This window comes from Comamonas terrigena NBRC 13299 (assembly GCF_006740045.1).
Lineage (GTDB): Bacteria > Pseudomonadota > Gammaproteobacteria > Burkholderiales > Burkholderiaceae_C > Comamonas > Comamonas terrigena.
The window spans coordinates 2403216-2421125 of the sequence record NZ_AP019749.1; the positions used below are offsets into that span (position 1 = coordinate 2403216).

The 17910-nt window shown below is 66.5% G+C and carries 17 protein-coding genes and 1 riboswitch; of the genes, 5 read left to right on the plus strand and 12 right to left on the minus strand.

Annotated elements, in window-relative coordinates:
• Nucleotides 1–60: 60 nt before the first annotated feature.
• The 3 genes from CT3_RS10870 to CT3_RS10880 all read left to right on the plus strand — a co-directional run bounded on the left by CT3_RS10870 (nt 61) and on the right by CT3_RS10880 (nt 3302).
• Complete coding sequence (locus tag CT3_RS10870) at nt 61–1035, plus strand: Bug family tripartite tricarboxylate transporter substrate binding protein (RefSeq protein WP_066532103.1); 975 nt, start codon at nt 61–63, stop codon at nt 1033–1035.
• Nucleotides 1036–1106: 71 nt separating this feature from the next.
• A complete protein-coding gene (locus tag CT3_RS10875; RefSeq protein ID WP_066532104.1) occupies nt 1107–1940 on the plus strand; it encodes a substrate-binding domain-containing protein in 834 nt (277 codons plus the stop codon).
• A gap of 288 nt (nt 1941–2228) precedes the next feature.
• Nucleotides 2229–3302, plus strand: a complete 1074-nt coding sequence (locus CT3_RS10880) for a porin (RefSeq protein WP_066532109.1) — start codon at nt 2229–2231, stop codon at nt 3300–3302.
• A 212-nt stretch (nt 3303–3514) separates the two neighbouring features.
• Here CT3_RS10880 and rng read toward each other — a convergent pair whose 3' ends face one another.
• Both rng and CT3_RS10890 read right to left on the minus strand, forming a co-directional pair.
• Nucleotides 3515–5002 (minus strand): ribonuclease G, encoded by a 1488-nt coding sequence (gene rng / locus CT3_RS10885; RefSeq protein ID WP_066532119.1) that lies wholly within the window; start codon nt 5000–5002, stop codon nt 3515–3517.
• Nucleotides 5003–5097: 95 nt separating this feature from the next.
• Nucleotides 5098–5718: a Maf family protein gene (locus CT3_RS10890; RefSeq protein WP_066532122.1), complete on the minus strand. Its 621-nt coding sequence runs from the start codon at nt 5716–5718 to the stop codon at nt 5098–5100.
• A 420-nt stretch (nt 5719–6138) separates the two neighbouring features.
• Between CT3_RS10890 and katG the strand changes: the two genes are divergently transcribed.
• Nucleotides 6139–8340 carry a catalase/peroxidase HPI gene (katG, locus tag CT3_RS10895; RefSeq protein ID WP_066532126.1) on the plus strand — a complete coding sequence of 734 codons (2202 nt, stop codon included), beginning with the start codon at nt 6139–6141 and terminating at the stop codon, nt 8338–8340.
• Between the two features lie 185 nt (nt 8341–8525).
• On the opposite strand, the gene CT3_RS10900 is transcribed toward katG, so the two are convergent.
• The 5 genes from CT3_RS10900 to cbiT form a co-directional block, all read right to left on the minus strand.
• On the minus strand, nt 8526–9032 hold the full coding sequence (locus CT3_RS10900) for a DUF6882 domain-containing protein (protein ID WP_066532136.1): 507 nt from the start codon (nt 9030–9032) through the stop codon (nt 8526–8528).
• Nucleotides 9033–9161: 129 nt separating this feature from the next.
• Nucleotides 9162–9956, minus strand: coding sequence for a precorrin-6A synthase (deacetylating) (gene cobF, locus CT3_RS10905; protein ID WP_066532145.1), 795 nt, complete (start codon nt 9954–9956; stop codon nt 9162–9164).
• Nucleotides 9956–10750 carry a precorrin-4 C(11)-methyltransferase gene (cobM, locus tag CT3_RS10910; RefSeq protein ID WP_066532151.1) on the minus strand — a complete coding sequence of 265 codons (795 nt, stop codon included), beginning with the start codon at nt 10748–10750 and terminating at the stop codon, nt 9956–9958. The genes cobF and cobM overlap by 1 nt, the downstream gene beginning before the upstream one ends.
• Entirely contained in the window at nt 10747–11238 is a 492-nt protein-coding gene (locus tag CT3_RS10915; RefSeq protein WP_227657882.1) for a cobalamin biosynthesis protein, read from the minus strand. Before CT3_RS10915 ends, cobM begins: the two co-directional genes overlap by 4 nt.
• Entirely contained in the window at nt 11235–12431 is a 1197-nt protein-coding gene (gene cbiT, locus CT3_RS10920; protein WP_066532155.1) for a precorrin-6Y C5,15-methyltransferase (decarboxylating) subunit CbiT, read from the minus strand. Before cbiT ends, CT3_RS10915 begins: the two co-directional genes overlap by 4 nt.
• Between cbiT and CT3_RS10925 the strand changes: the two genes are divergently transcribed.
• On the plus strand, nt 12430–13176 hold the full coding sequence (locus CT3_RS10925; RefSeq protein WP_066532160.1) for a cobalt-precorrin-6A reductase: 747 nt from the start codon (nt 12430–12432) through the stop codon (nt 13174–13176). The genes cbiT and CT3_RS10925 overlap by 2 nt on opposite strands.
• A gap of 16 nt (nt 13177–13192) precedes the next feature.
• On the opposite strand, the gene cobJ is transcribed toward CT3_RS10925, so the two are convergent.
• The 5 genes from cobJ to CT3_RS10950 all read right to left on the minus strand — a co-directional run bounded on the left by cobJ (nt 13193) and on the right by CT3_RS10950 (nt 17909).
• Nucleotides 13193–13996 carry a precorrin-3B C(17)-methyltransferase gene (gene cobJ / locus CT3_RS10930; RefSeq protein ID WP_225608668.1) on the minus strand — a complete coding sequence of 268 codons (804 nt, stop codon included), beginning with the start codon at nt 13994–13996 and terminating at the stop codon, nt 13193–13195.
• 10 nt (nt 13997–14006) lie between these two features.
• Nucleotides 14007–14747 (minus strand): precorrin-2 C(20)-methyltransferase, encoded by a 741-nt coding sequence (cobI, locus tag CT3_RS10935; RefSeq protein WP_066532175.1) that lies wholly within the window; start codon nt 14745–14747, stop codon nt 14007–14009.
• A 7-nt stretch (nt 14748–14754) separates the two neighbouring features.
• Nucleotides 14755–15384: a precorrin-8X methylmutase gene (locus CT3_RS10940; protein WP_066532182.1), complete on the minus strand. Its 630-nt coding sequence runs from the start codon at nt 15382–15384 to the stop codon at nt 14755–14757.
• Nucleotides 15368–16624: a nitrite reductase gene (locus tag CT3_RS10945; RefSeq protein ID WP_227657884.1), complete on the minus strand. Its 1257-nt coding sequence runs from the start codon at nt 16622–16624 to the stop codon at nt 15368–15370. The genes CT3_RS10940 and CT3_RS10945 overlap by 17 nt, the downstream gene beginning before the upstream one ends.
• Before the next feature lie 188 nt (nt 16625–16812).
• Nucleotides 16813–17052, minus strand: a riboswitch (cobalamin riboswitch).
• Nucleotides 17053–17258: 206 nt separating this feature from the next.
• The gene (locus CT3_RS10950) at nt 17259–17909 is read right to left on the minus strand and encodes a vWA domain-containing protein (protein ID WP_218568116.1); all 651 of its coding nucleotides are present in this window, start codon (nt 17907–17909) and stop codon (nt 17259–17261) included.
• Between the last annotated feature and the right edge of the window lies 1 nt (nt 17910).

Consider the following 17910-nt stretch of genomic DNA (forward strand, 5'->3'; position numbering starts at 1 on the left):
TGCATACGATGGCGCCCTTGAAAACGCTGGCACCGGCCGGCATGCAATGGAGACAAAACAATGCAGCAACGCAGACTGATCGCGGGCAGCGCCCTGGCGGCCCTTTTTTCCCTGGCCGTGGGGACCGCACAGGCCCAGGTCTTCCCGCCCAAGAAGCCCGTGACCATGGTGGTCGGGTTCGCCGCCGGCGGCTCCGCCGACATCGCCGCGCGCGTCATCGCCAAGAAACTGGGCGAGAACATCGGCCAGAGTGTGGTGGTGGAGAACAAACCCGGCGCGGGTGGCAACCTGGCACATGCACAGGTCGCCAATGGCCCATCCGACGGCTCGGTACTGCTGTTTGGCTCCATCGGTCCGCTGAGCATCGCCCCGCACTTCATGAAAATCGGTTACGACCCGCTCAAGGACCTGGCCCCCATCACCATGGGCGTGAACTTCCCCAACGTGCTGGTCGTGCCGGCCAGCACGGGCATCAAGACACTGGGCGAATTTGTGGCCAAGGCCAAGCGTGAACCCGGCAAGCTCGACTTCGCCTCCACCGGTCCTGGTTCCGCCTCGCACCTGGCTGGCGAACTGCTCAACGATGTCGCCAAGATCGACACCCTGCACGTGCCCTACAAGGGTGGAGCGCCCGCCCTGCAGGACGTGTTGGGCAGCCGGGTCACCTCCTTCTATGCAGCACCGCCCACCGCCCTGCCGCATATCGAATCCGGCAAGCTGATCCCGCTGGCCACCACGGGGCTCACGCGTCCTGCCTATCTGCCCAACGTGCCTACCGTGGCCGAAAGCTTTCCAGGCTTCAACGCCACCAACTGGTATGCCTTCGTGGCGTCCGCCAAGACCCCCAAGCCCCTGCTGGACCGCTGGAACACCGAACTCGTCAAGGTGCTGAACACCCCCGAAGTACGCGACAACCTGCTCAAGCACGGCCAGACCGCCGCGCCCGGCAGCCGCGAAGAGCTGGGGCAGTTCATCGCCGCCGAGCATGCCAAGTGGGGCCGCATCATCCGCGAGCGAAAAATCACGGCCGACTGATACCCGCGCCCGGCGGCCGCCACGGCCGCCATCCGGAACCCGATACACACAAAAAATACAGGAGACACACCATGACCGCCATCGCTACCCACCACCACCCTTCTCAACTGCGCCGCCGCACCCTGGGTGCGCTGCTGGGTGCAGCCCTCTGCGCAGGCCTCGCCCTGGGCACCGCTGCGCCCGGTGCGGCGCATGCCGATGAGATCCGTGTCGTGACCTCCGGCGGCTTCTCGGCCGCCTATGACCAACTGGTGCCGCTGTACGAGCAAGCCACCGGGCACAAGGTCATCACCTCGCGCGGCGCCTCCATGGGCAACGCATCCGACTCCATTCCCAGCCGTCTGGCACGTGGCGAACAGTTCGACGTGGTCATCCTCGCAGATGCAGCCCTGGACCAACTGGCCGCGCAGGGCAAGGTGGAAACAGGCAGCCGTGTGGACCTGGCACGTTCCATGATCGGCATGAGCGTGCGCAAGGGTACGCCCAAGCCGGACATCACCACGGTAAATGCGCTCAAACAGACCCTGCTAGACGCCAAGTCCATCGCCTACTCCGCCAGCGCCAGCGGTACCTATCTGGCCAACGAGTTGTTTCCGCGCCTGGGTGTGGCCGAGCAGATCAAGGGCAAGGCCACCCGCATCCTCAGCGAGCGCGTCGGCGCGGTCGTGCTGCGCGGCGATGCAGAGATCGGTTTCCAGCAGGTCAGCGAACTGCTGCCGTTCAAGGAACTGGAGTTCGTCGGCCCATTGCCCGACGAAGTCCAGCAGCGGGTGTTCTTCTCCGCAGGCGTGGCAGTCGGTGCCAGAAACCCCGACACAGCGCGCCACCTGATCAGCTTCCTTGCAGCACCAGCAGCGGCACCCATCGTGCGCAGCACCGGCATGGAACCGGCAAAGAAGCCCTGACCACCTGAGCCCCCGCGCTGTCCCTCCTTCGTGTGCGGGAGGGACACTTTTCTCGGGACGGGACTGTGGGCAGCCCGCATCGCCCCCAGCCCGTGTCATGGGCCACGGTGACCGCACAGCGCCGTGTGCCGATCTGCACAGGCTTGCCCAGCCATTGCCTCCGCGCAGGGGCCTGCCACACCTTTCATCCGTCTCGGCATGCCGAGTTCCAGAATCCATTGCAGCAAGTCTGCAGCGGCGGGATAGACACGCCGTTGCCGTGTACCGCAGCCCGCCCCTTTCATTCCCATGTCTATGCACATCTCCACCTTGGTCCTGGCCGCCCTTGCAATGGCACCGCTGCCGGCACTTGCCCAATCCAGTCTCACGATCTACGGCATCGCAGATACCGGCGTGCGCTACACCCGCGGCCTTACCACCTCCAACGCTGCAAGTCCCTCCTCGAGCACCGCCGTTTCCAGTGGCGTCAACACCACCAGCCGTGTCGGCTTCCGTGGCCGCGAGGATCTGGGTGGTGGCATGTACGCCGTGTTCAACCTGGAGACCGGGCTGAACCTTGACACCGGCACCCCCATCAACTCCAGCAAGTTCTTTGACCGCGCGGCCATCGTGGGCCTGGGCGGAGGCTGGGGTCAGGTCACGGCCGGCCGCCAGACCAACCTGCTGGCAGACGCCATCAGCCCTGTCGACCCCGCCGGCATGCGCTTCGCCTCCTTCAACCCCAACATCGCCACCGCTGCACTCAGCAGCCACGGCCTGGGGTTGGAGTACGGTAGCGCGGGTACAACCACCGGCTCCTACCGGCTCGACAACTCCCTCAAATACACCGGCCGCTTCAGCGGCCTCACCGCACGCGCCATGTACAGCTTTGGCGAAACCGCACAAGGTGGCTCAGCCCGGTCCTCAACCGGTGCGGGCCTGGCCTATGGCACACCGACCTGGACGGTCTCGGGGGCCTACCAGCGCTTCAAGACAGCAGACCAGTGGGAGTTGGAGGCTGCCACCCTGGGTGCCTCCTACAAATGGGACAGCCTGCGTTTTGCACTGAACACGGCGCGCAGCGACGCCCAGACGTCTGCGACCAACGGCCGCACGGTGCAGCGCGTGCACTCTGTGGGAGTCACCTGGTCGCCCCACAGCACACTGGACCTGACGGCCGCCCTGTACCGCGTGGAGCGCGAGCGCAGTGGCCGAGTACCGGATGGCTACAACCGAGCCCTGCTGTTTGCGGAATACAAGCTCTCGCGCCGCAGCAAACTCTATGGAGAGCTAGACCGCACAAGTTGGAGCGGAGGGTTCCAGGGCCGGCAGAACAAGGACACGGCGACAGGGATCACTGCAGGGCTGATGCACAGCTTCTGAGCGCTGCGGTGGCGACAGCCCGCGTCCGAGTCCGCAATCGGGCCGGTCATTCACTGCTCGATGCAGTGCCCCCAGGAACTGCTGGCACTGCAGGCTTGCCCATCGAGCCCAGGGGGAAGATCCTGCTGCCGCTGATGCCTCGGAAAAAGGTGCGCCCCCCCCCTTCTCCATGAGTGCACACTCCAGACGGGCCGTACCGGAGCACCCGACACTCACAGCAGCACAATGTCGTACTGCTCCTGGCCCATGCCGTTTTCGGACTGCAGCGAAATGGGCTTGCCGATGAAGTCCGACAGCCCTGCCAGATGCTGGCTTTCCTCGTCCAGGAACATGTCCACGACCTTGGCATTGGCCACGATGCGGAACTCCTTGGGATTGAACTGGCGCGCCTCGCGCAGGATTTCACGCAGCACGTCGTAGCACACGCTGCGCACGGTCTTGACGCTGCCCTTGCCCATGCACTGCGGGCAGGGCTCGCACAGCATGTGCGCCAGCGATTCGCGGGTGCGCTTGCGTGTCATCTCCACCAGGCCCAGCTGCGAGAAGCCCCCGGCCATGGTCTTGACCCGGTCGCGCCCCAGCTGCTTGCGGAACTCGGCCAGCACCTCCTGCTGGTGCTCCTCGCGCACCATGTCGATGAAGTCCACGATGATGATGCCGCCCAGGTTGCGCAGACGCAGCTGGCGGGCAATGGCCTGTGCCGCTTCCAGGTTGGTCTTGAAGATCGTGTCGTCGAAATTGCGCGCACCGACAAAGCCGCCGGTGTTCACGTCGATCGTGGTCAGCGCCTCGGTCTGGTCCACGATCAGATAGCCCCCGGATTTGAGGTCCACCCGCCGGCCCAGTGCCTTGGCAATCTCCTCGTCCACGGAATACAGATCGAAGATCGGCCGCTCGCCCTTGTACAGCTGCAGCTTGGGGACCGAGCTGGGCATGTACTCCTTGCCAAAGCCCATCAACGCCGCAAACTGCTCCTGCGAATCGATGCGGATGCTCTGCGTCTGCTCCCCCACCAGATCGCGCAGCACCCGCTGCAGCAGGTTCAGATCCTGGTGCAGCACCGACATGGGCGGCAGGCGCACGGACGCATCCTTGATGCGCGCCCAGGTCTTGCGCAGGTAGGCAATGTCCTCGCCCAGTTCGCCATCGCTGGCGTCTTCACCGTTGGTGCGCAGGATGAAGCCCCCACCGCCGCCTTTTTCCTTGGTTCCCACCAGGGCCTGCAGGCGGCCGCGCAGCGCATCGCGCTCTTCCGAAGGGATCTTCTGCGACACGCCAATATGGTCGTCCTGCGGCAGGAACACCAGCAGCCGCCCGGCAATGCTGATCTGGGTGGACAGGCGTGCCCCCTTGGTGCCGATGGGGTCCTTGATGACCTGCACCATGATGGACTGGCCTTCGAACACCTGCTTCTCGATCGGCACCGGCGGCTCGTTCTTGCGCGCGAACATGGGCGCATCACCGTTTTCCTGGCGGTGCCACACATCGGCCACATGCAGGAAGGCGGCGCGCTCCAGGCCGATGTCGATGAAGGCGGACTGCATGCCCGGCAGCACGCGCGACACCTTGCCCAGATAGACATTGCCCACCAGGCCGCGTTCCAGCGGGCGCTCGATGTGCAACTCCTGCACCGCGCCACCTTCGATGATGGCGACCCGGGTTTCCTGGGGCGACCAGTTGATCAGAATGTCTTGTTGCATGGGGAGGTAACTTCCAGGAAATCAGAACCAGATCCGCCGCACCGGCCATGTGCCAGACGCTGCAGCCAATCTCAAACAATGCGCAGTCGTGCCGTTCAGAGCGGCCAGCCCGCCTGCCGCAGCAGCTGTGCGGTCTCGTACACCGGCAGACCCATGATGCCCGAATAGCTGCCCGCCATGTGCGCCACATGCGCCGCAGCCCGCCCCTGGATGCCGTAGCTGCCGGCCTTGCCCATGGGCTCGCCGCTGGCCACATAGGCAGCAATCTGCGCCTCGGTCATGGCGGCGAACGTGACCTGCGAGATGGACAGCGCGGTCCGCCGCTGGCCGCCGTCCTGCAGGGCCACGGCGGTCAGCACCTCGTGCGTCTGGCCGGCCAGCTGGCGCAGCATCCGGTCCGCGTCGGCCGCATCAGCCGGCTTGCCGAGAATCTGCGTGCCCAGGGCCACCGTGGTGTCGGAACACAGAATCGGCGCCTGCGCCAGCTGCCGGCGCGCATGGCGTGCCACGGCAGCGTCCAGTTTCAGGCCGGTGACACGCACCACATAGTCACGCGGGGTTTCACCGGGCAGCACGGCCTCGATGGCCTCGGCATCCTCGGCCACATCGCCCTGCACATTGGGCAGCAGCAGGACATGGCGCACCCCCATCTGCTCCAGCAACTGGCTGCGGCGCGGGCTTTGCGAGGCAAGGTAGAGATAAGGCAAGGCGGTCATGGGGCTTCAAGTGAAATTGGCAGCTTCATGGCACCACAGAAGCGCAAGAAGCTATTAAATCCATAGTACCACGCAGCCGACGGCATTGCATGTCGGGATGATCCCCGCCACGCCATGCACCGCAAGGGACGCCTGGCATGGTCCCCGCTCACCCACCTCCAGGCTGGCTGGAGCCCCTATTCCGACCCGGCCGGTGGCTTACCCCCTTCCCATCCGCCGCCACCTTGTGCAGCATCAAGCCCGGCAGAACACAAGCCGCTATGGTGGGTTTGCATTTTTTCAATCGCAACAGCCTTGTTCCTGCCATCAGCGGCACGGATAATAGACTCATTCGATAGCAAACAACTATTGAATTAACAAAGTCGATTGCTAATGCCTTTAGGTATCTGCCGTCCCAGTCACGTTGAAACGGAGAACCCCATGACCACAGAATCCAAGTGCCCCTTCCATGCCGCCAACAGCGGCACCGTTGCGGAAGGTGGTGGCGCCAGCAACAAAGATTGGTGGCCCAATCAGTTGCGTGTGGACCTGCTGAACCAGCACTCCGCCAAGAGCAATCCCATGGGCGAGGACTTCCACTATGCCGACGAATTCAAGAAACTGGACTATGAAGCCGTCAAACGTGATCTGCGCACGCTGATGACCGATTCGCAGGACTGGTGGCCTGCCGACTTCGGCCACTACGGCCCGCAGTTCATCCGCATGGCCTGGCATGCCGCCGGCACCTACCGCGTTCAGGACGGCCGCGGTGGTGCAGGCCGGGGCCAGCAGCGCTTTGCCCCGCTGAACAGCTGGCCCGACAACGTCAACATCGACAAGTCCCGGCGCCTGCTGTGGCCCATCAAGCAAAAGTACGGCAACAAGCTGTCCTGGGCCGACCTGATGATCCTGACCGGTAACGTCGCCCTGGAAACCATGGGCTTTCGCACCTTCGGTTTTGCCGGCGGCCGCGTAGACAGCTGGGAACCCGACCAGGACGTGTACTGGGGCGCCGAGAAGGAATGGCTGGCCACCAGCGACAAGCCCAACAGCCGCTACAGCGGTGACCGCGATCTGGAGAACCCGCTGGCCGCTGTGCAGATGGGCCTGATCTACGTGAACCCCGAAGGTCCGGACGGCAATGGTGACCCCATCTCCGCAGCCCGCGACATCCGCGACACCTTCGCCCGCATGGCGATGGACGATGAAGAAACCGTGGCCCTGATCGCCGGCGGCCATACCTTCGGCAAGACCCACGGCGCCGGCCCGGCAAGCCATGTGGGCGCAGAGCCCGAAGCCGCAGAACTGGAAGCACAAGGCCTGGGCTGGCACAGCAGCTACAAGTCAGGCACGGGCGGTGACGCCATCACCTCCGGCCTGGAAGTCACCTGGACCCAGACCCCCGCGCAGTGGAGCAACTTCTTCTTCGAAAACCTGTTCAAGTACGAATGGGTCCAGGAAAAGAGCCCGGCGGGTGCCATCCAGTGGGTCGCCAAGGACGCAGGCGATGTCATCCCCGACGCGCACGGTGGCCCCAACAAGAAGCCCACCATGCTGACCACCGACCTGTCGCTGCGCCAGGATCCCGCCTACGAAAAGATCTCGCGCCGCTTCCTGGAGAACCCGCAGGCATTCGCCGAAGCCTTTGCCCGCGCCTGGTTCAAGCTGACCCACCGCGACATGGGCCCACGTGCCCGCTACCTTGGCCCCGAAGTGCCGAAGGAAGAGCTGATCTGGCAGGACGTGATCCCCGCCGTCAAGCACCCGCTGGTGAACGACGCCGACATCGCGGCCCTGAAGTCCAAGCTGCTGGCCTCGGGCCTGACGGTATCGGAACTGGTGGGCACGGCCTGGGCTTCGGCCTCGACCTTCCGCGGCTCGGACAAGCGCGGCGGTGCCAACGGCGCCCGCATCCGCCTGGCTCCGCAAAAGGACTGGGCTGCCAACAACCCTGCGCAGCTGGCCAGGGTGCTCGGCAAGCTGGAAGAAATCCAGCGCGAGTTCAACAAGGCCGCAGACGGCGACAAGCGCATCTCGCTGGCCGACCTGATCGTGCTGGCCGGTAACGCCGGTGTCGAAAAGGCCGCAGCCGATGCCGGCGTACAGGTCACCGTCCCCTTCCACCCCGGCCGCGGCGATGCTACCGCCGAGCAGACCGATGCCGACTCGTTCAAGTACCTGGAACCCAAGGCCGACGGCTTCCGCAACCACCTGCAAGGCCCGTTCGCCGCACCGGCTGAAGCACTGCTGATCGACAAGGCCCAGTTGCTGACCTTGACGGCCCCTGAGCTGACCGTGCTGATCGGCGGCCTGCGCAGCATCAACATCAACACCGACGGCAGCAGCACCGGGGTGCTGACCCAGACCCCCGGCAAGCTGACGAACGACTTCTTCGTCAACCTGCTGGACATGGGCACGCAGTGGAAAGCCACACCGGACGGCCATTACGAAGGCGTGGACCGCAAGAGCGGCGCCCCCAAGTGGACCGGCAGTCGCGTGGACCTGGTGTTCGGCAGCAACTCCATCCTGCGCGCACTGGCCGAGGTCTATGCCGAAAAGGGCAACGAGCAGAAGTTCTACCAGGACTTCGTCGCTGCCTGGGCCAAGGTGATGGACCTGGACCGCTTTGACCTGAAGAAGTGATCTTGCCAAGAGGTGATCACGGGGTCACCCGATCCATTGATCCATTGATCCATTGATCCATTGATCGATCGATCCTGAGATCCATGAAGGCAGACCCGGCTCCCGCCGGGGCCTTGTCCGCCACGCAAAAGCGCCCTCCAGGGGCGCTTTTTTTGTCCCGGTGCAGGCCGGCCGTGCCTGCAGGGTCAGTTCGGTAGTGGCGCGTCGTCCATCGGCGCCAGCTGGGCATGCAGGATGGTGAAGTACAGCGTCACATCGCCCTGCTGGTCGATGAAGGTGCCCATCGCACGCTGCAGACGGGCTGCAATGCACAGGCACTCGGTGGCTTCGGGGCGGCCGCCGGTGATGCGGGGCGTGGTCAGCAGTGCCAGGCCGTTGGCCCGGCCAAAGTCGTGCACCACTTCCAGCGCTTCGCCATGCTGCTTGGGAATCGCCTCGTTGCCCCAGCTCCACAGAAAGCTGCCCTCGGCCTCGCTGGTAGTCCCCACCAAGCACACCGTGGCCACCACCTCATGCAGCGGCCCCTGCAGCACCAGGGTGGCTGCGTCCAGGTCCCAGCGGTACTCGGGTGCCCCCACCAGGCCCAGCTTGCGCGGCCATTCGGCATTGCGCGCCACCATCATCTCCACCGCTTCACGGCTCCATGCGGCCCAGTCGGTCGGGGTCTGTTCGGTCGGAGGGACTGCACTCATTCGCTCTATCCTGCGTGTTTTTTTGGAAGCCCTGGATTGTCGGCCAAGTCCCGGGCACTGCGAAAGGACGGGGTTTTCAATGCCAACGCCATTCCGCAGGCACGGCGGACCGCCCTTGCAGGCGCGGCATCAGCCTGCGGAGCGCAGCTTGTCCACCTCGCCCACCGCCACCGCGCCGTCCCTGCGCAGCAGGTAGATGTCCATGATCCAGCCGTGTTCCTGGCGCGCCTGTTGGCGCCTGCTGCTGATGACCTGCTGCATGGCGGCCAGCGGCCCCTGCAGCAGGATCTGCTGCGGCATCCCCAGATACGCCCCCCAGTAGATCACGGCGCCCGGCTCCGTCACCTGCTCGTAGGAACACTGACCATCCAGCATCACGACCAGGGTGTCCACGCCCTGCGGCCAGCCGTTCTCGCGCAGCTGGCGGCCGGTGGTCACCAGGAAGGGCGCGCCGATGGCATTGAGCGCAATGCCATGCGCGCTGCACAGCACCTGCATGGACGTGATGCCCGGCACCACCTGCACCTGCCCGGAGCCCAGCCCCAGGCGGGACGCAATCCGCAGCGTGCTGTCATACAGCGCAGGATCCCCCCAGACCAGCAAGGCCACGCGGCCCGTGCCCGAAGGCAGATGGGCCTGCAGACAGTCCTGCCAGCGCCGGGCAATCGCGTCGTGCCACTCGTCCACCTGGCAGCCGTAGTCATCACCCTGCTGCCGGCGCAGCGGCATGTCGAAGTGCGCTATGCGCGCGTCACTGACGGACAGATCCTGCAGCAGCGCCAGGCGCACCTGGGCCAGCTCGGCCTTGTTGTCTTCCTTGTGCGGCAGCAGAATCAGATCGGCCCCGCGGATCGCATGTTCCGCTTCACGCGTCAGATGCCCGGGGTTGCCCGTGCCGATGCCCACCAGAAACAGCTGCAGCATCAGGCCCCCTCGGTGCCCGCCGGAAAGCGGGGCTCATCGCCGCGCGGGCGGTAACGGCGGTCGTAATCATTGGCATACAGGCGGCTCAGGCCGAAGTCCTGCTGGCTCAGGGTGGGACCCACCAGCATCAGCGCGCTGCGTTGCAGGGCGTTGCTCTGCGCGGCCGCAGCCAGCTCCCCCACCCGGGTGCGCACAATCAGTTCATCCGGCCAGGAAGCGCGCCACACAATGGCCGCCGGGCAGTCTGCGCCGTAGTGCCGCAGCAACTCCTGCTGCACCTCTTCGGCCACATGCACCGACAGGTGGATCGCCAGCACGGCGCCCGTGGCCGCAAAGGCCGCCAGCGTTTCGCCGCTGGGCATGCTCGACGCCCGGCCCGAGGTGCGCGTCAGCACCACCGACTGGCAGGACCCCGGCAAGGTCAGCTCCGCTTCCAATGCAGCCGCCACCGCACTGAAGGCCGGTACGCCGGGTGTGACGGTGTAGGGAATCTCCAGCGCCCGCAGGCTGCGCAACTGCTCGCCCATGGCCGACCAGATGCTCAGGTCGCCCGAATGCAGGCGCGCCACATCCTGCCCTTGCGCATGCGCCTGCTGCATTTCGGCCACGATCTCTTCCAGCGACAGTGGCGCCGTATTGACCAGGCGCACCCCTGGCGGGCAATGCGCCAGCAGCTCGGTCGGCACCAGCGAACCCGCATACAGGCAGACCGGGCAGGACGCCAGCAGATCGCGCCCGCGCACGGTAATCAGATCGGCAGCGCCAGGACCGGCGCCGATAAAGTGAACTGTCAAGAATGAACTCCGGTTGGGAAAGGAGGGGAAGACAGGCAGCCTGCGGCAATCGCCAGCGTGGCGCAACGGTCTTCGGAAACCAGGCGGGGCACCAGCAAGCCGCCTGCGGCAGCTTTGCCCCGGGCGGGTACGGCATGGGTTTGCGCGGCATGCAGGGCCAGGGCTTCGGACACACTGCCGGTGCCAAAACGCTGCGCCACGCGCTGCGACACCGACGGTGTGGTGATGTGTGCAATCTCGGCGGCGTCCACCACCAGCCACTGCACCTGCGGCCAGCAGCCGGCCATCCAGCGCTGCAAAGCCTGCCAGGCGGGGGTGGCCAGCCGGGTCTTCAGCACCGCACAGCAAATGCCTTGTGCCGGCAGCGGCAGCGCCACCTGCTCCCAGCAGCTGGCAAACGACTGCGGCTGAGCCTCGGACATGAAGCCCCAGCCCAGGAACCAGTGGGTGGCGAGGGGCACATGCGCCCCGTGGATCGCGTGTGTCACGGGCAGCTCCATGACCACTGCACCAGCGGCCGCGCGGCATGCCAGGACTGCATGCTTCCCAGCGGCCGGGCCTCGCTCCATTGCAGCTGCAACAGCTGACCGCCATGGCTGCGGTGCAGCTCCATCAGCAAGGCCTGGGTTTCCAGCGCCACGGCATTCACCACCAGACGCCAGGGATGCGCCAGCCGCGCGCGCAGCGCCTGGAAAAGCGCCAGGGAGAAGCCGCCACCGACAAACACGGCCTGCGGCTGGGGCTGCAATGTGGCCAGCACGGCCAGGGAATCCCCCTGCACCACCTGCAATGCCACGGCATAGCGCGCGGCATTGTGGGCAATATTGGCCACCCGCCCGGCATGCTGCTCCACACACACGGCCGTGCCACCGGCCAGACACCATTCCACGGCGACCGAACCCGATCCGGCCCCCAGGTCCCACAGGCACTCCCCCTTGCGCGGGGCCAGGGCCGCCAGCGTCATGGCCCGCACCGGGCTTTTGGTGATCTGCCCGTCATGCGCAAACGCATCGCACGCGCGGCCGGCCACCTGCGGCAGACCCTGCCCGCCACGGGCCTCGAAGGCGGCCGCCACGGGCGCCACCACCGGCTGCTCCAGCAGTTGCTGCGCCAGCTCGCTGGCCTTGCCAGTGCACACCGTCTGTGCCTCGCTGCCCGCATTCGACACCAGCCACAGGGGGCTCTCGCCCCAGTCCTGCCCGGTCAGCCAGGCGGCCAGGCGGTGCGCCGCCGGCGCATCCCGCAGCAGGCAGATAAAGCGTTCGCCCTGCGCCAGCAGCGGCGTCAGGCTCTCCAGGCTGCGGGCATGCAGGCCCATGCAATGCACCTGCTCCTGCGACCAGCCGAGCTCGCCCGAAATCCACGAAAATGTCGACGGCTGCGGATGGTTGCGCCACTCGCCGCGTTCCAGGTGCCTGGCCACCGAAGCCCCGCCGCCAAAGTGAAACGGATCCCCCGACACCAGCATGGCGACCTTCTGTTGACAGCGCAGCTGCAGCAAAGGCTCCACGCTGAACGGAACCGGCCATGCGCGGCCACGCTCCCCCACCTGGGCCAGCGCCAGATGCCGCGGGCTGCCGAACACCACCGCAGCCTGCTCCAGGTCCTGCACGGCCGCAGCGCTCAGGCTCTGCAGGCCCGAGGGATGAATCCCGATAATCGAAAGCCACGGATAGGCCATGACCCAAGTTCTCCTGTTAGGCGGCACTTTTGATGCCTACACACTGTCCACCCTGCTGCATGCAGCGGGCATTCCGGCCGTCTACTCCTACGCCGGCGCCACGCTGACGCGGCGCACCGCTCCCCTGCCCACCCGCGTGGGCGGTTTTGGCGGCGTCCAGGGCCTGGTGGATTACCTGCAGCAGCACCGCATCAGTCATGTGATCGATGCCACCCACCCGTTTGCCGCGCAGATGAGCCGCAACGCCCTGGCCGCCTGCACGGCGGCAGGCATTCCCCTGCTGTCGATGGAGCGCCCCGCCTGGTCTGCCCAGCCCCAGGACCGGTGGACACCGGTGGCCGACATGGCGGCCGCGGCCCAGGCATTGCCACCGCAGTGCCGCAATGTGTTTCTGGCCATCGGCCGCAAGCAGCTGGCCGCCTTTGCCGGCCAGGCCAGCGCACACCGCTTTGTGCTGCGGGTGGTCGACCGCCCCGAGGAGGCCCTGCCCCTGCCCGCAGCCAGTTACGAACTGGTGGTGGCGCGCGGCCCTTTTGCGCTGGCCGACGAAATCGCCCTGCTCCAGCACCATGCCGTCGACTGCATCGTCAGCAAGAACGCCGGCGGCGCCGATACCTACGCCAAGATCGAAGCCGCCCGCGCGCTGCAGATCCCCGTGGTCATGGTGGACCGCCCGCTGCTGCCCGCTCGCACGCAGTGCCAGACCCCGCAGCAGGCCATGGACTGGCTGGCCGGCCAGCGCTGAGCGGCGGGCCCCGCCTTCAGCCATGCGCCGGCGCTCCATAGCTGCGCGGCGTGTAAACATGCCGGCCCACCTGGCGGGTCAGGCTGTTGCCCACGATGACGACCGTGCGCATATCCGCCATGTCCGGCGTCACCTGCTGCAACTGGCACACCCGCAGGGTCTCGTCCGGCCGGCTGACATTGCGGGCAAAGCAGATCAGGCGCTCGGGCTCGCAGTGCGCGGTCAGGACCTTCAAAGCGCGCACAAAGCCCTGGGGCCGCGACTTGGAACAGGGGTTGTAGAACGCCATGGCAAAGTCGGCCTGTGCCGCCAGCCGGATCCGGCGCTCGATCACTTCGGCTGGCTTGAGGTTGTCCGACAGATTGATGGTGCAGAAATCATGGCCCAGCGGAGCACCCAATCTCGCGGCCGCCGCCAGCATGGCCGTGATGCCGGGCTGCACGTCCACCTCCACGGCCTTCCAGCGCAGCTGCTCCTGCGGGCTGGCGCCCTCCAGCACCTCGAACACGGCACTGGCCATGGCAAACACGCCAGGGTCGCCGGACGAGAGCATCAGCACCTTCCGGCCCTCTGCCGCCACATTCAGCGCCTGGCGGGCACGGTCCAGTTCTTCGCGGTTGTCGCTGGCATGCAGGCGCAAATGCTCCAGCCCGCTCAGCCGCTCCACATACGGGAAATAGCCAAAAGCATCGCTGGCACCGGCAATCGACTGCCGGGCCTGTTCCGTCAGCAGTGCCGCGTCGCCGGGCCCCAGGCCCAGCACGCACAGCTGCCCCGTGATGGCGCCCTTGACCGCGTTCTGTGTGGTGTCCATGTCCATGCGGCTGCGCTCACATGTCATTGGCGGGGCGGCGGCCGTTGCCGTGCACGATCACAATCGCAAAATACGGGCAGCGCTCCGGCGCATCGCGCAGCGGCATCACCTGCTCGTCGCTCATGGTTCCGTTGATCACCAGCCACGCCTGGTCCAGCTTGCCCTGCTCCGTCAACAGCGAACGGATGCGGCCCAGATGGCGGCCGACCTTCATGATCACCAGCGCATCCGAGCGGGCCATGTGGGCGCGCAGCGGCTCGTCGGCCAAGGTGGCCGGCAGCACGCTCATCACATCGTCGCCCCAGGTCATGGGCATGCCCGTGGCATGCCAGCAGCCCACCATGCCGGGGATGCCGGGCAGCACCTCGACCGGCACCACCCCTTCCTGCTGCAGGCGCACATACAGGTGCATGAAGGAGCCGTAGAAGAACGGATCGCCCTCGCACAACACGATCACATCCTCGCCGCGCGCCAGCTCGGTCAGGCGCGCTTGCCAGCCCAGATAGAAATCCGACAGCTGCGCGACATAGCGCGGGTCGTCGTGCGGGATCTCGGTGGTCAGCGGGTACTCCATCGGGTACTCCGTGACCTCGGCGTGCAGCATGCCGTTGACCAGCTGCCGGGCCTTGCCCGGGTGGCCGCGCTTGCGGAAATACGCGACATGGCGCGCATTGCGCAGCAGACGGTCCGCCTTCACGCTCATCATGTCCGGATCACCGGGGCCCAGGCCCACGCAGATAATTTTGCCGCTGTTCATACGTTCCTCACTCCACCGACGTCGCCAACGCATTGACTGCAGCCACCGTGATGGCCGATCCGCCCAGACGCCCCTGCACAATGGCGAAAGGAATCTGCCCCCATGCACGCAGCGCATCCTTGGACTCGGCGGCACCGACAAAGCCCACGGGGCAGCCGATGATGGCGGCCGGGCGCGGGCATGCCGGGTCCTCCAGCATGTTCAGCAGGTGGAACAGCGCGGTCGGCGCGTTGCCGATGGCCACCACCGCACCGTCCAGGTGTTCGCGCCACAGCTCCAGCGCGGCGGCACTGCGGGTATTGCCCATGGCCTGGGCCAGCCCGGGCGTGCGGGCATCCTGCAAGGTGCAGATGATGGCGTTGTCGGCAGGCAGGCGCTTGCGCGTGATGCCTTCGCTGACCATGCGCGCATCGCACAGAATCGGGGCGCCGCGCTGCAGGGCTGCTTCTGCGGCCTGCGCAAAATCTGCGGAGAAATGGATGTCCTGTGCCAGGCTCACCATGCCTGCGGCATGGATCATGCGGCAAGCCACCCGCTCCTCCAGGGGCGTGAAGCGGGCCAGATCGGCCTCGCTGCGGATGATGCGAAACGATTGCCGGTAAATCTCTTCACCGTGCATTTCATAGTGGTAGGTCATGAAGTAGTGTGGGGAGTTCTGCAGGCAGTGCCGATCCGGCCCGGTAAGGGAGCCGGACCGTTGGGCAGCCTGGCTGCCCGGCAGCGCCTGCATGGAGCCAGACCGCGTCCGGTGCGGACGTGCTGGCAAAGATCAGTGAGGTGGCGTCGGACGACAGCGCGCAGAACTTGGCGCAGCCGCTGACGTGCAGATGCCCGCGCTCAGGCACATGGGGCGCCAGCTGCAGCGCTATGTCCTGTGCCGGCACATGGGCCTGCGCACAGCGCGGGCTTCCGGTGCAGGCCGACACCCGCAGGCGTGCATCCGCTGCATCGGTCATCCAGTGCCGTGCATCCAGGCGGGCCACCCGCGCCGGCGCATCCGCCGACATCAGCAGCAGCGAACGCCAGGGCGTGACGCGGATTTCCGTGTCGGCCGGCAGGCTGGCCGCCAGCGCCTGCATCGCCAGGGCATCGATGCGCCCCAGCGGAGCCCCCAGCACCCAGCCTTGCGCCAGCTGACCCGGCAGCACCGGTGCTGCAGCGGGCGGCTGCGCGCCCTGGGGCACCGCATCCTGCAATAGCGTATCCAGCGGCAAAGACGGCAGCAGCGCCTGCAGGCGGGTGGGCGGTTTACCGGAAACGGCCATCCGCGCGCGGGCGAACCAGGCGGCAATGTGGATCGCGGCATCGACCAGCTGCTGCGCGTCGGCAAAGCGGTACCAGTCGCCGGCCTCGCCCAATGCCAGGCCATAGCCGCCGTCCGCATCCGCCCAAACCCGCAGATCAGAGGCCACGCCGCCCAGGCTGCGCGCTGCATCATCCACCAGCAAGCCGAACTTGCTGGGCAGCGCAGCCATGCCCTGGCGCTCCAGCGCACTGGGGCACAAGCGCTCCACCACCGCACGGCTCAATAGCGCGGCGAGCTGGTGGGTCCGGTCATGGACCGTGTAAAAAGGGGTGCAGTGCACGGGCGGCGCCAGATCGGCATCCGCATCCGCCGGAATCAGCCGGGCCGCCACCAGCTGCGACAGCAACGCAGGCAGGTCCGCATCCGCCACCCCGCGCAGCTGCACATTGCCCAGCCGGGTCAGCTCGATCTGGGGGTGCGCCAGGGACAGTGCCAAAGCCGCCAGTGCGGCCCACTGCTCCGCGTTGATGGAGGCACAGACCGGGCGCACCCGGACAATCCAGCCATCTTCCGACCGCATGGGTTTCCATGCCGTGGGGCACCAGCCCTGGACCTTGATGGAATCAGCCATGGTGCGCAGCGCCCCCATCCAGAGCCGCTGCCCACACCGTCAAACCCAGAGCCTCTCGCGCCATGCTGTATCCGCAGTCGGTCAGGCCGATACCCGGGCCGGACGATTGAAACTTGCAGGGGGGATGGAAGATGGAAGCGATTGGCGGCGCGAAGATGCGAGCCCATCAAGCCACATGCACTCCCGCTGCGCCTTGTTCACGCCAGGCCGGTCTCCGGACTTACAGAGCTCAACTCGTGGAGTTGATCGCTGGACGCGCCTTCCCGCTTGCGCAGTGGCTGTCATTGCTGCAAGCAATGACGGGCGTCCCCTCTCTCTGATTACCGTTGCGGGTGCAGTGCAGGAATGGTGGCGAACCACGCACCTGCTTCTCGTTTCATTTCCTTGCGCGCAGTGCGCGGCGAAACACCTGGGATCAGCGCGAATTTTACGCGATATCTGCCCTCATCCCGCGCCCGAGCCGAAAACTCCACCCCAGTATCGGCCGCCACTGATGCAACGCAGCAAATCACCGCTTTTTTCCGCCGCTCTGCGGCATGCAGCCTGCCGCAGCGGACAGCGCAGTGAGCGGCACGGTGACCAGCACAGCGGGGCTGAAAAAGCCGTGGCACGCCTGCCTGGGTGCCCACTGCACTCAGCCGGCAGTGGCAAAAAGCTCCGCCCGCACCCACTCCCCGCACCACATCGCCGCCAGCCGCTGGCACCGCCCCAGCGCCACCGCATCATTTTCAAAGTCGATGATGCAGCAACGGTCCACCCCCTCGGGGCGCACCGGCAGCGGATCAAACCGCCCATCCGTCAGCAGCCAGACCGTGGCCCGGGTGCCGGGCGGGCAGCGCCGCAGCGCGCCCTCCACGGCGTCGACAGCGGGCTGGATCGGCGTTCCGCCACCGCCGCGCAAGGGCGCAATCCAGCCGGCATTGAAAGCCCCGGCTTTCGCCGGGGACTGCAGCCACCGTGCCTGCTCGCCCGCAAATCCGATCACCGCCATATGGTCGCGATCGCGGTAGAACTGCTCGGTCAGAGCCAGCAAGCACCCTTTGGCCCAGGCCAGCTTTTCACCGCGCAGCATGGACGCCGACAGATCCAGCAAGACCAGGTGCAGGGTCTTGCTCCCCACAGGCCGCGGGCGAAAACGCAGGTGTTCGGGCCGCAGCGCCCCGCGGCCCTTGGACGCCAGCGTGGACACCCAGTCCAGGCGCCGCCCTGCCGCCCCGTTCAGCCGGCCCTTGCGAGAGGTATTCCCACCGCGCCCCGCCTTGGCCTTTCCGGCCAGTCCCGCCACA

Bases quoted from the DNA above. Each gene is read 5' to 3' on its own strand.
- CT3_RS10875 (WP_066532104.1), top strand. From the start codon at position 1,107: ATGACCGCCATCGCTACCCACCACCACCCTTCTCAACTGCGCCGCCGC.
- cobF (WP_066532145.1), bottom strand. From the start codon at position 9,956: ATGCTGCAGCTGTTTCTGGTGGGCATCGGCACGGGCAACCCCGGGCAT.
- CT3_RS10925 (WP_066532160.1), top strand. From the start codon at position 12,430: ATGACCCAAGTTCTCCTGTTAGGCGGCACTTTTGATGCCTACACACTG.
- rng (WP_066532119.1), bottom strand. From the start codon at position 5,002: ATGCAACAAGACATTCTGATCAACTGGTCGCCCCAGGAAACCCGGGTC.
- CT3_RS10890 (WP_066532122.1), bottom strand. From the start codon at position 5,718: ATGACCGCCTTGCCTTATCTCTACCTTGCCTCGCAAAGCCCGCGCCGC.
- cbiT (WP_066532155.1), bottom strand. From the start codon at position 12,431: ATGGCCTATCCGTGGCTTTCGATTATCGGGATTCATCCCTCGGGCCTG.
- CT3_RS10880 (WP_066532109.1), top strand. From the start codon at position 2,229: ATGTCTATGCACATCTCCACCTTGGTCCTGGCCGCCCTTGCAATGGCA.
- CT3_RS10940 (WP_066532182.1), bottom strand. From the start codon at position 15,384: ATGACCTACCACTATGAAATGCACGGTGAAGAGATTTACCGGCAATCG.
- CT3_RS10945 (WP_227657884.1), bottom strand. From the start codon at position 16,624: ATGGCTGATTCCATCAAGGTCCAGGGCTGGTGCCCCACGGCATGGAAA.
- cobI (WP_066532175.1), bottom strand. From the start codon at position 14,747: ATGAACAGCGGCAAAATTATCTGCGTGGGCCTGGGCCCCGGTGATCCG.
- cobJ (WP_225608668.1), bottom strand. From the start codon at position 13,996: ATGGACATGGACACCACACAGAACGCGGTCAAGGGCGCCATCACGGGG.
- CT3_RS10870 (WP_066532103.1), top strand. From the start codon at position 61: ATGCAGCAACGCAGACTGATCGCGGGCAGCGCCCTGGCGGCCCTTTTT.
- katG (WP_066532126.1), top strand. From the start codon at position 6,139: ATGACCACAGAATCCAAGTGCCCCTTCCATGCCGCCAACAGCGGCACC.
- CT3_RS10900 (WP_066532136.1), bottom strand. From the start codon at position 9,032: ATGAGTGCAGTCCCTCCGACCGAACAGACCCCGACCGACTGGGCCGCA.